This window comes from Bacillus sp. 5w2, assembly GCF_054353775.1.
The window spans coordinates 737,413-755,021 of the sequence record NZ_JBTIWT010000001.1 but is presented as its reverse complement, the minus strand read 5'-3'; the positions used below and the strand labels follow the sequence as shown (position 1 = coordinate 755,021).

At 36.4% G+C, this 17,609-nt stretch carries 17 protein-coding genes, 1 pseudogene and 2 other annotated features; of the genes and pseudogenes, 14 read left to right on the top strand and 4 right to left on the bottom strand.

Features of this window, described 5'->3' with window-relative positions; translation table 11 throughout:
- Positions 1-114: 114 nt before the first annotated feature.
- Positions 115-819, bottom strand: a complete 705-nt coding sequence (locus tag ACXY7N_RS03830; RefSeq protein ID WP_016088412.1) for a polysaccharide deacetylase family protein — start codon at positions 817-819, stop codon at positions 115-117.
- Positions 820-1,145: 326 nt separating this feature from the next.
- On the opposite strand from ACXY7N_RS03830, the gene ACXY7N_RS03825 reads away from it, so the two are divergent.
- From ACXY7N_RS03825 to ACXY7N_RS03805, 5 genes are all read left to right on the top strand, one after another.
- A complete protein-coding gene (locus ACXY7N_RS03825; protein WP_016088411.1) occupies positions 1,146-1,409 on the top strand; it encodes a CD3324 family protein in 264 nt (87 codons plus the stop codon).
- Between the two features lie 157 nt (positions 1,410-1,566).
- Positions 1,567-2,253 carry a DUF421 domain-containing protein gene (locus tag ACXY7N_RS03820; protein ID WP_001015533.1) on the top strand — a complete coding sequence of 229 codons (687 nt, stop codon included), beginning with the start codon at positions 1,567-1,569 and terminating at the stop codon, positions 2,251-2,253.
- A 110-nt stretch (positions 2,254-2,363) separates the two neighbouring features.
- The gene (locus tag ACXY7N_RS03815) at positions 2,364-3,005 is read left to right on the top strand and encodes a FusB/FusC family EF-G-binding protein (RefSeq protein WP_000387080.1); all 642 of its coding nucleotides are present in this window, start codon (positions 2,364-2,366) and stop codon (positions 3,003-3,005) included.
- A 164-nt stretch (positions 3,006-3,169) separates the two neighbouring features.
- Positions 3,170-4,054 (top strand): RCC1 domain-containing protein, encoded by an 885-nt coding sequence (locus ACXY7N_RS03810; protein ID WP_098985834.1) that lies wholly within the window; start codon positions 3,170-3,172, stop codon positions 4,052-4,054.
- Between the two features lie 207 nt (positions 4,055-4,261).
- Positions 4,262-4,462, top strand: a complete 201-nt coding sequence (locus tag ACXY7N_RS03805) for a hypothetical protein (protein ID WP_016088409.1) — start codon at positions 4,262-4,264, stop codon at positions 4,460-4,462.
- Positions 4,463-4,625: 163 nt separating this feature from the next.
- Here the strand turns inward: ACXY7N_RS03805 and msrA are convergent, their stop codons facing one another.
- On the bottom strand, positions 4,626-5,162 hold the full coding sequence (msrA, locus tag ACXY7N_RS03800) for a peptide-methionine (S)-S-oxide reductase MsrA (RefSeq protein ID WP_016088408.1): 537 nt from the start codon (positions 5,160-5,162) through the stop codon (positions 4,626-4,628).
- Positions 5,163-5,355: 193 nt separating this feature from the next.
- Positions 5,356-5,600: a binding site (T-box leader), on the top strand.
- A gap of 66 nt (positions 5,601-5,666) precedes the next feature.
- Positions 5,667-5,907: a binding site (T-box leader), on the top strand.
- A gap of 151 nt (positions 5,908-6,058) precedes the next feature.
- Between msrA and ilvE the strand changes: the two genes are divergently transcribed.
- Genes ilvE through ilvA form a run of 6 tightly spaced genes read left to right on the top strand, consistent with a single transcriptional unit; the run spans position 6,059 to position 12,951 of the window.
- Positions 6,059-6,958: a branched-chain-amino-acid transaminase gene (gene ilvE, locus ACXY7N_RS03795; protein WP_000528139.1), complete on the top strand. Its 900-nt coding sequence runs from the start codon at positions 6,059-6,061 to the stop codon at positions 6,956-6,958.
- An 18-nt stretch (positions 6,959-6,976) separates the two neighbouring features.
- Complete coding sequence (ilvB, locus tag ACXY7N_RS03790) at positions 6,977-8,689, top strand: acetolactate synthase large subunit (protein WP_088083593.1); 1,713 nt, start codon at positions 6,977-6,979, stop codon at positions 8,687-8,689.
- The gene (locus ACXY7N_RS03785; RefSeq protein WP_002108560.1) at positions 8,686-8,916 is read left to right on the top strand and encodes an ACT domain-containing protein; all 231 of its coding nucleotides are present in this window, start codon (positions 8,686-8,688) and stop codon (positions 8,914-8,916) included. Before ilvB ends, ACXY7N_RS03785 begins: the two co-directional genes overlap by 4 nt.
- Before the next feature lie 13 nt (positions 8,917-8,929).
- The gene (ilvC, locus tag ACXY7N_RS03780) at positions 8,930-9,937 is read left to right on the top strand and encodes a ketol-acid reductoisomerase (protein ID WP_016088406.1); all 1,008 of its coding nucleotides are present in this window, start codon (positions 8,930-8,932) and stop codon (positions 9,935-9,937) included.
- Positions 9,938-9,983: 46 nt separating this feature from the next.
- Positions 9,984-11,657, top strand: coding sequence for a dihydroxy-acid dehydratase (gene ilvD, locus ACXY7N_RS03775; protein ID WP_016088405.1), 1,674 nt, complete (start codon positions 9,984-9,986; stop codon positions 11,655-11,657).
- Between the two features lie 31 nt (positions 11,658-11,688).
- Positions 11,689-12,951 (top strand): threonine ammonia-lyase IlvA, encoded by a 1,263-nt coding sequence (ilvA, locus tag ACXY7N_RS03770; protein ID WP_088083594.1) that lies wholly within the window; start codon positions 11,689-11,691, stop codon positions 12,949-12,951.
- Between the two features lie 80 nt (positions 12,952-13,031).
- Here ilvA and ACXY7N_RS03765 read toward each other — a convergent pair.
- Positions 13,032-13,258 (bottom strand): annotated as a pseudogene (locus ACXY7N_RS03765) (hypothetical protein).
- Positions 13,259-13,310: 52 nt separating this feature from the next.
- Positions 13,311-14,414 carry a CapA family protein gene (locus ACXY7N_RS03760; protein ID WP_000854525.1) on the bottom strand — a complete coding sequence of 368 codons (1,104 nt, stop codon included), beginning with the start codon at positions 14,412-14,414 and terminating at the stop codon, positions 13,311-13,313.
- A 216-nt stretch (positions 14,415-14,630) separates the two neighbouring features.
- Here ACXY7N_RS03760 and ACXY7N_RS03755 point away from each other — a divergent pair, with 216 nt between their 5' ends.
- The 3 genes from ACXY7N_RS03755 to ACXY7N_RS03745 all read left to right on the top strand — a co-directional run bounded on the left by ACXY7N_RS03755 (position 14,631) and on the right by ACXY7N_RS03745 (position 17,600).
- Positions 14,631-15,347 carry a DUF554 domain-containing protein gene (locus ACXY7N_RS03755; RefSeq protein WP_016134145.1) on the top strand — a complete coding sequence of 239 codons (717 nt, stop codon included), beginning with the start codon at positions 14,631-14,633 and terminating at the stop codon, positions 15,345-15,347.
- Between the two features lie 18 nt (positions 15,348-15,365).
- On the top strand, positions 15,366-16,217 hold the full coding sequence (locus ACXY7N_RS03750; RefSeq protein WP_016134146.1) for a GNAT family N-acetyltransferase: 852 nt from the start codon (positions 15,366-15,368) through the stop codon (positions 16,215-16,217).
- Positions 16,218-16,385: 168 nt separating this feature from the next.
- Positions 16,386-17,600 carry a multidrug efflux MFS transporter gene (locus ACXY7N_RS03745; RefSeq protein ID WP_016088400.1) on the top strand — a complete coding sequence of 405 codons (1,215 nt, stop codon included), beginning with the start codon at positions 16,386-16,388 and terminating at the stop codon, positions 17,598-17,600.
- Positions 17,601-17,609 lie beyond the last annotated feature (9 nt).

Sequence of the window (17,609 nt, the reverse complement as noted above, 5' to 3'; positions counted from 1 at the left end):
AACTTAGCGAAAGCGAAGAAGTTAGGTGGGGGATCAACTGCCCGTAAAAGCCCGATTGGTTCAACTAATAATCAGTGGGGGCTGGACAAAGCCCACACTGATTAAAGTTTTACTTTATTTTGCTCTTTTTTGTAGTTCGTTTACTGTTACGAACTGATATCCCTTCTTAGATAAAGAATCTAAAATACCTTCAATGGTCTGTAAATTTTCATTAGACTCATCATACATAGAGTGCAGTAAAATGATAGAACCTGGTTTTACATTTTTATTAACATATTCAATTTTATCAGCAGCAGATTTATAAAAAGTATCAGGTTCAAGATCCCATGTGATTGTTTCGATATTGTTTTTATTTAAATAATAGGGCAGACCAATTAGCTTTTTCCCGTTAGGTGGTCTAAAATCAATTTCGCCTGTATATCCTGTTTGGCGGATTAATGAATTCGTTTTTTCAATTTCTTCTTTAATAAAAGAAGGTGTTTTAAAAACCATTCTGTTATGAGAATATGTATGATTTCCAAGTTGGTGTCCAGAGTGTGCGATAGCTTCTCCTAACGATAGATTTTTCTCTAATTCATTTCCGATTAAAAAGAAAGTAGCTTTTGCATTGTATTTATCTAGTAGCGGTAATATTTGTTTTACATTGCTAGTAGGGCCATCATCAAAAGTTAAAGCTATCACTTTTTCATCTGTTTCTACTCGGTTTGTTAAATCTCCAAACAATTGAAAACTTCTTGCGTTCATCAATTTGTATGTTCCGAATAATGCTACAGTAATAATGAATAATGTAACGATTGTAATGATTATTTTCTTTTTCATAAAGCAACCTCACTATACTTTTGGATTGGACTAAAAAGTATTATATCAAACTAAGTAATTTCATGCTTTAAAAAGGATGTGGATGCAAGGGGAAGGAATTTATCATATAATAAAATGCAAAAGGTATATTAGGAGGTGTTTATATGGCGATTATAATTCAATTGCCAGACACTGCAGCGTCTCATGCAAAGCCAAGTATGGAAATGGCGATACTTTGCGTGAGGTAGATAAGTAATATACAATCGCCTAAATGAACTTGTATCATTTTTTATATTTGGCTTTGCACCTTATTGAAATGAACCATAAAAAATAAGGGGCGAGCAGAAATGAAATACGTTAAAGCTGCGACGGTTTTACCAGAAAGTTTAATTATTGAAATTCAAAAGTATATACAAGGTGAAACAATTTACATTCCAAAACAAGAAACGAAACATTATAAATGGGGTACACGATCTGGAGGAAGAAAACAACTAGATGAAAGAAATAAAGCGATTAAAGAAGCGTTTAAAAGTGGGATTTCCGTTCATCAACTTGCAGAGGAGTATTTTCTATCCGGAGAAACGATTAAAAAGATAGTGTATTCTAAATGAAGATAAAAGAGTCTAGTTCAAATATTATTTTGAACTAGACTCTTTTTGTTTTGTGAATATTGGATATATTGCGTATGGATGGGGAAGATAATAGAAAAAATGTGCCGTTTTTTTACTAAATAGAATATTTGAGTGAAAAGCAGAAAGGTGACCATCTATGAATCATATTGGACAAATAACGATAGAGCTTTTAATTGGTTTTTTTGTTCTATTAATTGCTACGAAAATATTAGGAAAAACACAAATATCTCAGCTGACGCCATTTGATTTTATTTCTGCTATTGTTCTTGGTGAGCTTGTTGGAAATTCAATATATGATCCTAAAATTAAAGTGTGGTCTATTTTATATTCAGTATTTGTTTGGGTAATTTTAATTTATACAATAGAAGTTATCACACAAAAAATAAGAGGAACAAGAAGGTTTTTTGAAGGGTATCCTTCTATTATTATTCGTAATGGAAAGATTGATCGTGAACAATTAAGTGTAAATCATTTGGACATTAACCAATTACAACAAATGCTAAGACAACAAAAAGATATATTTTCAATCCGAGAAGTGGAGTATATGATTTTGGAACCTAATGGGAACATAAGCGTTCTGAAAAAGAGCAAGTATGAATCACCGACTATAAATGATTTAAGTTTGAAACATAAGCCTGTATACTTACCAATTTCATTAATTAGTGATGGAAAAGTAGTGAAAGATAATTTGAGGGAAGCAGGATTTGATGAAGGATGGCTTTATAAACAAATAAAACAAAAAGGGATTACTAAATTTGAAGACGTATTATATGCAGAATGGAAGACAGATGATGGCTTCTTTTGTCAGGAAATGAAGCGGTAGAGAATAATCGATGTATGTAATATTCGTTTCTAATTTATCTTTTACATATCAAAAAGCTGAATCATTGTATACAATAAAACTAGATCAACAATTTGTATGGAGTGATAAAGATGGAAGCTTTTATTAGAAGTGATCAATATAATTTTATAAAGTCACAAGCCTATATTTTAGCAAACGGGCATGCAACGGCAAATGATAGAGGTGTAATTCAAGCGTTAAAATCACTAGCGATTGAAAAGATAATACATGTATTTGAGAATTTAACGGATGAACAAAAAGAGTTAATGGATACGGTATTAACAGTTCAAAATAGAGAAGATGCAGAATCGTTTTTAATGAAAATAAATCCGTATGTCATTCCATTTCAGGAAGTTACAGCACAAACATTAAAAAAATTATTTCCTAAAGCGAAAAAGTTAAAACTGCCTGATATGGAAGAACTGGATATGAAAGAATTATCTTATTTAAGTTGGATTGATAAGGGATCAAGCAGGAAATTTATTATAGCAAAAAATGATAAAAATAAGTTTGTTGGTCTGCAAGGAACGTTCCAAAGTTTAAATAAAAAAAGCATTTGTTCATTATGTCATGGACATGAAGAAGTAGGGATGTTTTTAGTTGAAATTAAAGGTGATGTACAAGGAACTTTCGTTAAAAAGGGAAACTATATTTGCAAAGATGGTGTAGCTTGTAATCAGAATATGAAATCACTTGATAAATTGAACGATTTTATTGAACGATTGAAGAAATAAAGAAAAAACCTCTAGTATTGAAACTGGAGGTTTTTATTTTTTGAAGAAGTAATAATAGGCTTCTTTTATAGTTGTAAATTTATAAAAAAAATCGGGTCATTTATAATGAAATTAGATAAAAATATCTATTTGGATACAGTTACTTATATGCAAGGAGGTAAAACATGAATTACGAAGAGATATTAAAAGTGAAACGGTGGCCTAAAGGTACGATAGCGGCAGGTCGTGGTCATACAGTTGCTCTTAAATCGGATGGCACAGTTGTGGCAGTAGGGCGAAATAAAGAAGGAGAATGCAATGTAAGCCGTTGGTGTGATATTGAAGCAGTCGCAGCGGGCAATGTTCATATGGCGACGAACACGGGTAATGCCCATACAATCGCTCTGAAAAGTGATAATACTGTGGAAGCGGTGGGGTGGAATAAGCATGATCAATGTGATGTAAACGAATGGCATAATATTGTATCGGTTGCGACAGGGTGGCGTCGTACCCTTGGCCTTAAACCGGATGGTACGGTAATAGCGGTGGGCCGAAATAAAGAAGGAGAATGCAATGTAAGCAGCTGGCGTGATATTGTGGCGGTCACGGCAGGTGACTGGCATACAGTCGGTCTTAAATTGGACGGCACAGTGACCACAGTGGGGAATAATCGATATGGACAATGCGATGTAAGTGACTGGAGTGGTATGGTGGCATTGGCGGCAGGTTATCTTCATACTGTAGGTCTAAAATCGGATGGAACGGTGATGGCTGTTGGTAATAATAAACATGGCCAATGTGATGCAAGCAGCTGGCGTGATATTGTGGAAATAGCGGCAGGGAGTAAGCATACAGTCGGTCTGAAATCAGATGGTACTGTAGTGGCAATGGGTTCGAATGAGTATGGTCAATGTAATGTAAGCGATTGGAGTGATATTGTAGCGATAGCGGCTGGTTGTGCGCATACAGTCGGTCTGAAATCAGATGGCACCGTTGTGGCAGTAGGTGATAATACATACGGTCAATGCAATGTAAGCAGTTGGCACAATATCCGATTGCCCGGTAATTAGTTTTTAATAATGATTTGTTGATATGGAATGAAAATGGTTGCTTTACAATAAATCACTAGTAATATTATTCTATTTTAGGAGTAATTATGGAATAGGATATGTAGATAAGGATCCCTTTTAAAAAGAGGGTCTAAATGGAATTTTTGAACAAGCTTTATTTCAAAGCTACAGTAGAAGAGATAAATAAAGCATAGGAGAGCTGAAGAAATGCTTAAAAAGTTTTTGCTTTCTTTACCGGATGTTTTACTTGTATGCGTTGTTCTCTACATAACATACACAACTACTTTTAGTTTTGGACAGACGTTAGTAATTTCAATTGCAATCGGAATCATTGGTGGTCTTGCTATAAGAATTTTTACGGATTTATTCACATTCATCAAGTGGACAATTAAACAAAGGAAGTCTTGACTATGTTTAATTGCTACTAGGAGGGGATGAAATGAGTAAGAAAAAGAACAGAGTAAAAAACGAGATAGTACTTTGGACATTAACAGCTGTTGTTTTTATCATTGTATGGTACTTTTATCAAAAATAAAAACGCATCGTACTAAAAAAGCACGATGCGTTTTTATTATTTCTTTTGCCAATTTTCTTTTATAAAATCTTCACGGCCAGATTCTTTTTGCTCAGTAGCATATTTCTCTGGGTTCTTTTTATAAAAATGTTGATGGTATTCTTCAGCCTCATAAAAAGGTGCAGCCGGGCGAATTTCAGTTACGATTGGCTCTTTAAACATACCGCTTTCTGCAAGAGCTTGTTTTGATTTTTCAGCAAGCTCTTTTTGCGTTTTATTGTGATAAAAAATAGCAGTGCGATAAGAGGGACCGCGGTCAAAGAATTGTCCGCCATCATCAGTTGGATCGATTTGTGGCCAATATAAATCTAGTAATTTTTCATATGGAAAAATAGAAGGGTCGAATGTAATTTGTACAACTTCTAAATGACCAGATGTACCAGCTTTTACTTGTTCATATGTTGGGTTTTCTACATGACCACCTGCATAGCCAGAAAGTACTTTATGAATACCAGGAAGTTCATCAAATGGCTTTACCATGCACCAAAAGCAACCGCCTGCGAAGGTTGCGAGTTCGTATGTTTTTTCGGACATTGTTGTAATCCTCCTAAATATATATGTTTTATATAGTATTATACAAAAATTTTTATTGCGCAATAAAAAAGATTCGAAAATATATGTATTATTAAAAATATTTTCTGAAAACATGTTGACAATGAAAAGAACAACGTCCTATAATACGTTTAACAAATAAAAGTTAATTGAGAATTTTCTAACTTTATATGTTGTATATGCAAAGAAGAGGAAAGTAGATGATTATGATCGTTTCAGAGAGCTACTCCAAGGCTGCGAGAGTAGTAACAATCGAATCATTGAAGATCACCTCGGAGCATCGCTTGCGAAAGGGAAACTGAGTAGAGGGCGGCGGCATCGTCTCCGGTAAAAGGACGGGGTCTAATTGGACCTACAAAGCTTATATTTCGTGAGAAGTATAAGGAAGCTGAGTGGTAACGCGAAACTCTCGCCTCAGCAATCAAAGCTACTAAATTGTAGTAGTTGATTGCTGAGGCGAGAGTTTTTATTTTAAAAATAGAATACGATAATGCGTAGAAGAGGAGAGTAAATGATAAAAATTGTTTCAGAGAGCTGCCCAGAAGCTGTGAGGGTGGTAACAATTTCATCATTGAAGATCACCTCGGAGTACTACTTTTGAAAATTAGTAAAAAGTAGCGGAGTTGTTTCCGATAGAAAAACAAAAAGTCTAATTGGACTTGCAGAGCTTATATTTCGTGAGAAGTATAAGGAAGCTGAGTGGTACCACGATTCCCTCGTCTCAGCAATGGATTGCTACAAGTATGTATGTAATCGATTGCTGAGACGAGTATATTTTTAAGGTTTATATACTGAATATTCTGTTAAAAATACTCATCTCAGCAATCGATATAGAAATAGATTGCAAAAATAGAGAGAAAAAAGAGGAGCGATGTGAGATGGGAAACCAGTACATTTATATGAATGGGGAATTTGTAGAAAAGGAAAAGGCAGTTGTTTCAGTATATGATCACGGTTTTTTATACGGAGACGGTGTATTTGAAGGGATTCGTAGTTACGGTGGAAATGTATTTTGTTTAAAAGAACATGTAAAACGATTATATGAATCGGCAAAATCTATTTTACTTACAATCCCATTGACGGTTGAAGAAATGGAAGAAGCGGTTTTACAAACGTTGCAAAAAAATGAGTATGCGGATGCCTACATTCGTTTAATTGTTTCACGAGGAAAAGGTGACTTAGGGCTCGACCCTAGAAGTTGTGTGAAACCGAGCGTTATTATCATTGCAGAACAATTAAAGTTATTCCCACAGGAATTTTATGATAATGGACTAAGCGTTGTATCTGTTGCATCAAGACGTAATACGCCAGATGCATTAGACCCACGCATTAAGTCAATGAACTACTTAAATAACGTACTGGTAAAAATTGAAGCGGCACAAGCGGGAGTGCTAGAGGCCCTTATGTTAAATCAGCAAGGATATGTTTGCGAAGGATCTGGTGATAATGTTTTCGTTGTGAAAGATGGAAAAGTGTTAACACCCCCTTCTTATTTAGGAGCGCTAGAAGGTATTACGAGAAATAGTGTTATCGAGCTATGTGAGCGACTTAATATTCCGTGTGAGGAAAGGCCATTTACTCGCCATGACGTATATGTAGCAGATGAAGTATTTTTAACGGGAACGGCAGCAGAATTAATTCCAGTTGTAAAAGTTGATTCAAGAGAAATTGGAGATGGGAAACCAGGAAGTGTAACGAAACAATTGACAGAGGAATTTAAAAAGTTAACGAGAGAAAGAGGAGTACGTGTTCCAGGACTGGCGGAGAGCTTACTGTAGGGAGAGGAGTTAAGTAAAATGGAGCAGCATACAACATGTGAGAAATTGCATTGTGAAGAAGTGACAGGTGCCGGACACGTTATTCAATGTTTGAAAAAATTAGGTGTAACGACTGTTTTCGGTTATCCGGGCGGAGCGATTTTGCCGGTATACGATGCGTTATACGGAAGTGGTTTGAAGCACGTATTAACTCGTCATGAACAAGCTGCTATTCATGCGGCAGAAGGATATGCAAGAGCTTCTGGAAAGGTCGGGGTAGTCTTTGCTACCTCTGGACCAGGGGCGACAAATTTAGTTACGGGTTTAGCAGATGCTTATATGGATTCGATTCCTTTAGTTGTTATTACAGGGCAAGTTGCAAAACCTCTCATCGGAAAAGACGGATTTCAAGAAGCAGATGTTGTCGGGATTACAGTACCTGTTACGAAGCATAATTATCAAGTTCGTGATGTGAATCATTTATCACGCATTGTACAAGAAGCTTTTTACATCGCCGAAAGCGGGCGACCAGGACCAGTATTAATTGATATTCCAAAAGATGTTCAAAATGAAAATGTAACAAGTTTTTATAATGAAGTAATTGAGATTCCAGGATACAAACTAGAGCCTATGCCAGACAGTATGAAGCTTAGAGAGGTAGCTAAAGCCATTTCAAAAGCAAGACGTCCACTTCTTTATATCGGAGGAGGTGTCATTCATGCAGGCGGCTCTGAAGAACTCATTCAGTTTGCGAAGGAGAATCGTATTCCTGTCGTTTCCACTTTAATGGGAGTTGGTGCATATCCACCGGGAGACTCGTTATTTTTAGGAATGCTCGGCATGCATGGAACGTATGCTGCAAATATGGCAGTAACAGAATGTGATTTACTACTCGCGTTAGGTGTTCGCTTCGATGATCGTGTAACAGGAAAATTAGAACTCTTTTCTCCGCATTCGAAAAAGGTACATATTGATATAGATCCGTCTGAGTTTCATAAAAATGTAACTGTGGAGTATCCGGTTGTTGGAGATGTGAAAAAAGCGTTACATATGTTGTTACATATGCCGACTGATACACAAACAAATGAATGGCTTACGAAAATAGAGGAATGGAAGGAGGAATATCCTCTTTCCTACAATCAAACAGAATGTGAGTTAAAACCACAGCATGTTATTAGCCTAGTAAGTGAATTAACGAATGGTGAAGCGATTGTTACGACAGAAGTAGGACAGCATCAAATGTGGGCTGCGCATTTTTATAAAGCGAAAAACCCAAGGACTTTTCTAACGTCAGGTGGATTAGGGACGATGGGATTTGGCTTCCCGGCGGCAGTTGGTGCTCAGCTTGCGAAAGAAGAAGAACTCGTCATTTGTATTGCAGGTGATGCTTCTTTTCAAATGAACATTCAAGAATTACAAACAGTTGCTGAAAATAATATCCCTGTAAAAGTATTTATTATAAATAACAAATTTTTAGGGATGGTAAGGCAATGGCAGGAAATGTTTTATGAAAATCGGTTATCAGAATCAAAAATTGGATCGCCAGATTTTGTGAAAGTGGCAGAAGCTTATGGAGTGAAGGGGTTAAGAGCAACAAATTCAACAGAGGCGAAACAAGTGATGTTAGAAGCATTTGCTCATAAAGGTCCTGTTGTAGTTGATTTTTGTGTAGAAGAAGGTGAAAACGTATTTCCGATGGTTCCGCCAAACAAAGGGAATAACGAAATGATTATGAAGAGGTGGGAAGAATGAGTCATACTTTTTCACTCGTTATTCATAACGAGCCAAGTGTCTTATTACGTATAAGTGGGATCTTTGCTCGGCGTGGTTATTATATCTCTTCTTTACATTTAAACGAAAGAGATACTAATGGCGTTTCTGAAATGAAACTCACAGCAGTTTGTACTGAAAATGAAGCGAGATTACTTGTTGGTCAGTTAAAAAAATTAATTGATGTACTGCAAGTAAATAAACTATAAGGAGTGAATGGATATGAAAACGTATTATGAGAAAGATGCAAATGTAGAGTTATTACAAGGGAAAACAGTTGCAGTAATTGGTTATGGATCTCAAGGTCATGCACAGGCACAAAATTTACGTGATTCTGGTGTGGAAGTAGTAGTTGGTGTTCGACATGGTAAGTCTTTTGAAGTAGCAAAAGCGGATGGGTTTGAAGTAATGTCTGTTTCAGAAGCAGTTCGAACCGCGCAAGTTGTACAAATGTTATTGCCAGATGAACAGCAAGCACATGTGTATAAAGCAGAAGTAGAAGAGAACCTCCGTGAAGGACAAATGTTACTTTTCTCACATGGATTTAATATTCACTTCGGACAAATTAATCCGCCAAGTTACGTAGATGTAGCAATGGTCGCACCAAAAAGTCCAGGTCATCTCGTTCGTCGTGTATTCCAAGAAGGAAATGGTGTTCCGGCATTAGTAGCAGTACATCAAGATGCAACGGGAACGGCATTAAGTGTAGCACTAGCGTATGCAAAAGGTGTAGGCTGTACACGCGCAGGTGTAATTGAAACGACTTTCCAAGAAGAGACAGAAACAGATTTGTTTGGTGAGCAAGCGGTGCTTTGCGGCGGGGTAACTGCACTTGTGAAAGCTGGTTTTGAAACATTAACAGAAGGCGGATATCGTCCTGAAATTGCATATTTTGAATGTTTGCATGAATTAAAGTTAATTGTTGATTTAATGTACGAAGGTGGTTTAACGAATATGCGCCATTCTATTTCCGATACGGCTGAGTTTGGAGATTATGTAACAGGATCGAGAATTGTTACAGATGAAACGAAGAAAGAGATGAAACGAGTACTTACAGAAATTCAGCAAGGTGAATTCGCGAAGAAATGGATTTTAGAAAATCAAGCTGGGCGTCCAACATATAATGCCATGAAAAAAGCAGAGCAAAATCATCAGTTAGAAAAAGTAGGAGCAGAGCTTCGTGAAATGATGAGCTGGATTCATGCACCGAAAGAATTGGTGAAGAAATAGAGTAAGAGATTATAAGTGAAAAATACGTAAGAGGGGATTTGACAAGATGAGAAGTGACATGATTAAAAAAGGTTTTGATAAAGCGCCGCATCGTAGTTTATTAAAAGCAACTGGTTTAAAAGATGAAGATTTTGATAAACCGTTTATAGCTATCTGTAATTCTTTTATTGAAATTATTCCAGGTCATAAGCACTTAAATGAGTTTGGGAAACTTGTTAAAGAAGCAGTTCGTGCAGCAGGTATGGTTCCGTTTGAATTCAATACAATTGGAGTAGATGACGGTATTGCGATGGGACATATTGGTATGCGTTATTCGCTTCCGAGTCGTGAAATCATTGCAGATTCAGTAGAAACAGTTGTAAATGCACATTGGTTTGACGGTATGATTTGTATTCCAAACTGTGACAAAATTACACCTGGTATGATGATGGCTGCACTTCGTATTAATATTCCAACTGTATTCGTTTCAGGTGGCCCGATGGCAGCTGGAAAAACATCTAAAGGAGAAGTTGTCGATTTAAGTTCTGTTTTCGAAGGAGTAGGAGCTTATCAATCTGGTAAAATTTCAGAAGAAGAATTAAAGGATATTGAAGATCATGGTTGTCCATCTTGTGGTTCTTGTTCCGGTATGTTTACAGCGAACTCTATGAACTGTTTATGTGAAGTGTTAGGGCTAGCTCTTCCTGGTAACGGGAGTATTTTAGCCATCGATCCAAGACGCGAAGAATTAATTAAACAAGCAGCAGAGAAATTGAAAATTTTAGTTGAAAGAGATATTAAACCACGAGACATTGTAACAGAAGAAGCAATTGATGATGCGTTCGCGCTTGATATGGCGATGGGTGGTTCGACAAATACAGTGTTGCATACATTGGCACTCGCACATGAGGCCGGACTAGATTACGATATGAGCCGTATTGATGCCGTTTCAAGACGTGTACCACATTTATGTAAAGTAAGCCCTGCTTCCAATTGGCATATGGAAGATATTGATCGAGCAGGCGGGATTAGTGCCATTTTGAAAGAGATGAGCCGAAAAGAAGGGGTACTTCATTTAGACCGAATTACTGCTACTGGGCAGACGTTAAGAGAAAACATTGCTCATGCAGAGATTAAAGACAAGGAAGTTATTCATTCTCTCGAAAACCCTCATAGTGAAGAAGGTGGATTACGTATATTAAAAGGAAACCTTGCGAAAGATGGAGCAGTTATTAAAAGCGGGGCAACCGAAGTAAAACGATTTGAAGGGCCATGCGTTATTTTTAATTCACAAGATGAGGCGCTTGCGGGAATCATGCTTGGGAAAGTGAAAAAAGGAGATGTAGTTGTCATTCGTTATGAAGGACCAAGAGGCGGCCCTGGTATGCCGGAAATGTTAGCACCAACGTCAGCGATTGCAGGTATGGGATTAGGTGCAGATGTTGCACTATTAACGGATGGACGTTTTTCTGGTGCTTCACGTGGTATTTCAGTAGGGCATATTTCGCCAGAAGCAGCTGCGGGCGGAACGATTGCACTTCTTGAACAAGGGGATATTGTTTGTATCGATGTTGAGGAAAGATTGTTAGAAGTAAGAGTTAGTGATGAAGAATTAGATAAACGTAAAAAAGAATGGAAACGACCAGAACCGAAAGTGAAAACGGGCTGGCTTGGGCGTTATGCACAGATGGTAACATCGGCGAATACAGGTGCAGTTCTAAAAATCCCGAATTTTGATTGAGCCAATTTAAAAGAGATAAGGATGATATGAAATGGTGCAGAAGGTAAAGGAGAGAGTGAAAATTGAAGATATCTTAATGGCCCATAATTGCATGAAAGATATCGTTATTAAAACACCGTTACAACGTGATACAGTGCTATCTGAGAAATATAGTTGTGACGTTTATGTGAAACGAGAAGACTTACAATTGATTCGCTCTTTCAAAATTCGTGGTGCTTACAATTTGATTCAAAGTTTACAGAAAGAACAATTACAAAATGGTGTTGTTTGTGCAAGCGCTGGTAATCATGCACAAGGAGTCGCTTATACGTGTAATTTATTGAAGATTCCGTCAAAAATCTTCATGCCAACAACGACACCTAAACAAAAAGTATCGCAAGTACAATTTTTTGGTGGCGATTTTGCGGAAATTGTATTAGTTGGTGATACATTTGATAGCTCGTTCCAAGAAGCACAGCGCTATTGTGAGGAAAGTAGAATGACGTTCGTTCATCCGTTTGATGATCCGTATGTAATTGCCGGCCAAGGGACAGTGGCTGTTGAAATTATGCATGATATGGAAAAATCAGTTGATTATATCTTTACAGCAATCGGCGGTGGTGGGTTAGCATCTGGTGTTGGTACATATGTAAAAGGTGTTAGCCCTGCTACAAAGGTCATTGGCGTAGAGCCAATGGGAGCTGCATCTATGAAAGAAGCTTTTCTTCAAAATGAAAATGTTGCATTAGAAAAGATTGATAGTTTTGTGGATGGGGCAGCTGTTAAAAAGGTAGGGAAGTTAACGTTTGAAACTTGTAGAGATGTCATTGATGATATTGTTTTAGTGCCAGAAGGGAAGGTCTGTACGACGATTTTAGAATTGTATAAGAAAAATGCAATTGTAGCTGAACCAGCTGGTGCACTATCTATTGCAGCGCTTGACCTTTACAGAGATGAAATAAAAGGGAAAACAGTTGTATGTACGCTAAGTGGTGGAAATAATGATATTGATAGAATGCAAGAAATGAAAGAACGTTCTCTTATTTACGAAGGGTTAAAGCATTATTTCATCATTGAATTCCCGCAGCGTTCGGGAGCGCTAAGAGAATTTCTTGATAAAGGATTAGGGCCAGAAGATGATATTACTCGCTTTGAGTATATCAAGAAACATAATAAGGAAAATGGTCCAGCATTAGTCGGAGTAGAGTTAAAACATAAAGAAGATTATGAGCAATTAATTACTCGTTTTAAAGAAAATAATATTCAATTTGTGGAGCTTAATAAAAACCCTGTTTTGTTTGATCTGCTTATTTAATAGAAGGAAAGAGTTAGTATCTAAATAAAAAAGATAGATACAAGCGGGGAAATATAACGCTTGTTCTATCTTTTTTATATTTAAACTAAATACGCACCATATTCAAGCAGTAGAAAGCTAGATAACCAAAAGAGTATCGCAATACGAATGATTACATACATAGTAAATTCAAAGGTAGTAAGCTTTCGTTCACGTTTTATTTTTTTAGAAGTCTAACAGAAAAAAATGAACATAAAAGTAGAACGGCTATAGATATTTTATAAATATTCTCTAACAAACTTACATTTTCTAATAAGTCTTTCAGCATGTTCATCACCTATTCTGTAAAGTATGTTACAGAGAAATAGATCTTGCGTTGTCTAGTTCCGTTTGTTTTTTATGTTCCCTGTATCATCAATTTCTACATCATTTGAAATTGTTTGTAAATATTGTAGAGCTTTTTTCTTTTCTTCCTCATTTACAGGGGAAACTTGGTTGTTGCGAATGATGTAAGGGTTGAATGACATTTGGACATCCTTTCCTTTAAAAGTTAAAGTTAATACGCCAGTTTCGGCGCTTTTCCCATTCACATAACTTGGGAATAAAAAGTTACCTAATGAATAAGCGATAGGAACTTTATTATAATACTCAAATCCTTGTAACCAATGCGGGTGACTCCCGACAATCGCGTCAGCTCCTGCTTCAACCATTTTAGGTACATATTGTTTTTGGTATTCTACCGGACGATTTGATTTTTCAACGCCCCAATGCATATAGACGATTAAATAGTCTGCATCTCGTTTTTGCTCTTTAATTGTTTTTGTTACAAGATTTAAATCATATCCGTTCGCAACACCAGGTTTATTGTCACCAGCTACCCAATTCGTATCAGGCATAAATCGAACGAAGGAAAGAAATTTGAACTTTTTCCCTTTTACGGTCATTTCTCGTGCGGTATATGCATCTTTTGCATTTTTTCCGGCTCCAATGTAAGGGAACTTTAATTTTTCCACATGAGAGATTGTGTCTAATAATCCCTCTTGCCCGTAATCAAGTGTATGGTTATTCCCGATATTTACGATGTCATATCCAGTATTTTTAATGGCTTGAAGCGTGGATGGATCACTTTTAATCCAAAACAGTTGTCCAGGAGTTTTCTTTTCTCTCGTTGTAAATGCCGACTCTAAATTAACGAAAGAAATATCAGCTTTTGTTATTTCTTCTTTTACATGTTGGAATGGATAATCAGCTCCGTTTTTTTCAATGACCGGACGTAATTGCCAATCGAACATTGTATCACCAGAGAAGGTGAGGGTAATTTCCGGGTCTTCTATTTTCTTTTCAATTTTTGAAGCGGTTTTACTAGATTTATTTTGCAAATCGGGTTTGTCTTTCGCCTTTGAAGTAAAAGAGTAGTTAATTAATACAACAATTGGTGTAATGCAAAAGGCTATTAACAGAAATCGTTTTAGTAAAGTTTTCATAAATACCTTCCCTTTTGAGTTTATCCCGCAATTAGTGGGCAGTAAAACTCGCGCTAATTAAAGTTTCATTTTATGTATAGCTACAAAAAATTGCGGCTTATGTAGTGGAAAACATTTGTTAATATTCTCAATATTAAGTTAACATATAGGTAACCTGTAAATCAATGAATAAACCAAAATATAGAAATAAAGAATTCGAAGGGTGAAGAATAAGAAATGGTTATATTAGGAGCAGTTGTAAATGGGGTTTGTATTATATTTGGTACTTTACTAGGTAAATTATTTAGTAGGATTTCAGAGAGTATGAAGGGAACAATTATGCATGCAATCGGTTTAGCAGTTACTGTACTTGGACTTCAAATGGCATTGAAAAGTGAAAATTTTCTTGTTGTCATTTTAAGTTTAGTGATTGGTACCGTAATTGGGGAGTGGCTACAACTAGAGGGAAAGTTAAAACTGTTAGGAGATTGGCTAGAAAATAAAGTTGGATCGAAAGGGAAAGGGAGCATTTCAGAAGGTTTTGTAACAGCTACACTTATTTTTGCAATTGGTGCGATGGGGATACTTGGTGCACTCGACAGTGGTATTCGCGGAAATCATGATATTTTATTTACAAAGGCGATTATCGATGGATTTATTTCTATTATATTAACGACAACTTTAGGAATTGGTGTAGTGTTTTCAGCAATTCCAGTTATTTTATACGAAGGCGGTATTGCTGTTTTTGCAACACAAATTAATAGTTTGGTCCCGAAAGCATTAATGAATCAATTTATAGTGGAAATGACAGCGACAGGTGGTATTATGATAGCCGCTATTGGATTGAATTTACTTGGTATTATTAAAATTAAGGTGGCAAATTTACTGCCAGGTATATTGGTAGTTGGTATAATTGTTTCACTTATTTACGGTTACGGTTTAATAGTAAAGTAATAGGGGGTGGAGATACATATGGAGGAATTTCAATTTACGAAACGTGTTCATAACATAATGCATATTGCAGCAGAAGAGGCGGAAAGTAATATTATTCAACCAACTCATCTGTTTATCGGCATGTGTAAAGAAGGTACGGGAGTATGTAGCGAGTTGCATATGTATTTGTTTCGTAACGTGGGTACGGATTTTTTAGAAAAACTTTCATTACGAAAACAAGATGATTTGACGGATCAAGAGTATGAAAAAATAGGACAATATAAGGTATCTTATAAGGTGCTAGAAATTTTACAAATAGCGAAGAAACGTATGGAGCGTTTTCGGCAAGTAATAATAAATGAAGGGCATGTTATAGATGCACTATTTCGCGCGGATACGTTTATTGGAAATGCACAAATACAAAAAGATATATTACGTATTATAGCTGAGCCAAGAGATTTAGCGGTTGATCTAAAATGTTTTGTTCCTACTTATGAAGATATACCTTGTACTATTAGAAAGGCTAACCTTTCTGATTTTGAAAAATTAGCAAGTTTTGTTAATGAGGAATTTGGTGAACGTTGGTTACGTTCAATAGAATATGGATTTCGTACATATAAAGAAAATGTACCTATTTACATAGCAGAAAGAGAAGAAGTGATAGTAGGTTTTGCTTGTTATGATGTAGTGAGAGGAAAGAAAGGATTGTTTGGTCCAATGGGTACAGCAAAACAAAATCGTGTGAAAGGTGTAGGGAGGCAATTGTTACATCGCTGTTTACATAGTATGAAGCAAGATGGATATGAATACGCAATTATTGGACAAGCAGGTCCGGTTGAGTTTTATGAGCGATGTTGTAATGCGCGTTTAATACCAATAATGGATAATTAACCAACTTCATTTAGGTGGAGTTGGTTTTATTATGAAAACAATGTGGAAATGTAGTGATTTTTACTAGAAAATAGCGGGTTTTGTAGTAAATCTTACAAATAAAGCAAATTACTAAACTTTTTAGAAGAAAGGGTGTAGAATGGGTATCTAAAGAAAGAAGGTGTGAAAATGGCCAGCTGGAAACGAAATTTGATGATTTGTTGGCTAGGTTGTTTTACCACTGCAGCCGGTATGAGTTTAGTAATTCCTTTTTTATCTTTTTATATTGAGGAATTAGGAGTAACTGGCACTTCAAGTATTGCACAGTGGTCGGGACTTGCATTTGGTGTAACATTTTTAATGGGTGCGATCGTATCACCAATATGGGGAAAGCTTGGTGATATACATGGACGGAAATTGATGCTGATTCGTGCGAGCCTTGGTATGGCGATTATTATGACGCTTATGGGATTTGTAACGGACGTGTATCAACTAGTCGCACTAAGATTTTTGATGGGAGCAGTATCTGGTTTCCTTTCAACCGCGATGACATTTATTGCAGCAGAAACTCCGAAAGAGCATTCAGGTTGGGCAATTTCCACAATTTCAACTGGGGGCGTGAGCGGTTCTTTACTTGGCCCTTTACTTGGAGGATATTTATCAGAATTAATTGGGATGCGCCATGTTTTTCTTGTTACAGGAGCTTTTTTATTCCTTTCCTTTCTCATCGTTTTTTTCTTCCTACATGAAGAGAATCACTCCGCTCAAGCAAAAAAAGTACAACCGAAAAAAGTATGGACGATGGTTCCAGCCAAGCATTTAATTATTAGTTTATTTGTAACAACATTTATTATTCAACTTGCGAACATGTCAATTCAACCTATTATTACATTGTATGTAAAGAATTTAGAAGGACAAGGAACAGCTCATATTGAAATGATTGCAGGCGCAGTTATGTCAGCGACAGGGTTAGCAGTTATTTTGGCAGCACCAAGACTAGGAAGATTATCAGATCAAATCGGTCCTCAAAAAACGTTAGTTGTAGCGTTGTTTGCTGCAGGAATTATTTTTATCCCGCAAGCATTTGTAACCTCAGCTTGGCAACTATTAATTCTTCGGTTTTTATTAGGTATCGCACAAGCAGGATTATTACCTTCTGTACAAACTCTACTAAAACAACATACACCAACCCCTGTGACAGGACGAATATTTGGATATAATCAATCTTTTCAGTTTTTAGGAAATATGATTGGACCAGTACTTGGTGGACAAATTGCAGCACATGCGGGCTTCCAATATGTTTTCTTCTCTACTTCATCATTATTATTTATTGCGTGCATTTGGGTTTATTTTCATAATAAGAACGAAGAGGTATCAGAGAAACGACATTTGGAAGTTAGTTAACTAAGTGAA